This is a genomic window from Methanophagales archaeon, from assembly GCA_021159465.1.
Lineage (GTDB): Archaea > Halobacteriota > Syntropharchaeia > Alkanophagales > Methanospirareceae > G60ANME1.
The window spans coordinates 1-1151 of sequence record JAGGRR010000005.1; the positions used below are offsets into that span (position 1 = coordinate 1).

At 42.6% G+C, this 1151-nt stretch carries 1 protein-coding gene; it reads right to left on the minus strand.

The window, feature by feature from the left end; genetic code table 11:
- Positions 1-219: 219 nt before the first annotated feature.
- Positions 220-1151: CDP-alcohol phosphatidyltransferase family protein (locus tag J7J01_00105; GenBank protein MCD6209297.1), on the minus strand; the 932-nt coding region annotated here is incomplete at its 5' end.

Sequence of the window (1151 nt, forward strand, 5' to 3'; positions counted from 1 at the left end):
TCTTCTTCTGCAACAGCCAAGACAGGCTTTTAGAGGTCGCTTATCATAGCCTCATGGATACATATACAGAACAGTAGAAGGAGAAGTGGAAGTGGGAGTGGGAGAGAAACGGAAGTTACAGCAATTGCATTATATTAATTGTCCCGATGCCAAATTTGCATAGCATACTCTGTTTACATCCTCTCTTTCAAGTCGATGAAAGAGCGTCACGACCAAACTTTATTCATCTTCACGAAAGTTCTTCCATGATATAGCTGTGCGCCACATTACTGTCATATTTGTCATTAAAGCAATGATGAACAGTGAAAAAAACACGGAAACGGGGTGTATGTAGCTGAGCACGCCGCCCATAAAAAGGATAAATAGCCTGAGGTCCCTATTGCCTTTGTGTTGATAATTCAAATCGGCTATCGCTCTTGCTGCTGTATAACTAACCATCAAACTACCTATAATAGCCAAAGTGGAGGTAAAAATAATAGTTAAAGGAGCTAAGTAAAATCCAAATATCTTCGTTACCATCAGGTAATAAAACATTCCAAGTAGTATAATAGCATCTGCATACCTATCTAAGACAGCATCAGTAAAACCTCCAATACCTGTGCTCATCTTCTTAAGCCTCGCTATTTCTCCATCACAACCATCCAGTATACTTGATAATTGAATGAAAATCCCGCCTGCAATTGGATGTGATAAGAAAAAAAGAATGGCACTCAGAGCAGCAACCGCGAAACTCAATAAAGATACCTGAGTGGGTGTAACTCCCTTATATAGTTTGAGAATGAGCGGTGTGAATATCCTGGTTGAGACTTTTCGGTTTATATGCCTCGATATGACACCATCTGCCGGTTTACCGAGCGAGCTCAGTATCCGCTTCTCTGCGTATCTCAAACTCGCAGGTGTATCAATATCGCACCAGAATCTGCCGTGTATATCAAGAACTCCCAACTCATCTGTCTGTATCAGCCGCTGAACCGCTCCTGTCAGCGCCGTATCTCCACTTGCAATTGCAGCACTCAACGCGTTAAATATCGCAGGTGTGCAATAGAATATGCCGCAATCAATCGCATTGTACTTCTTTAGCCCCTTACCAATGCATTTTGGGCGCTTTTGACCTCGCTCACCTACTACAAGCACTTTCGTGGCGTCTGCCA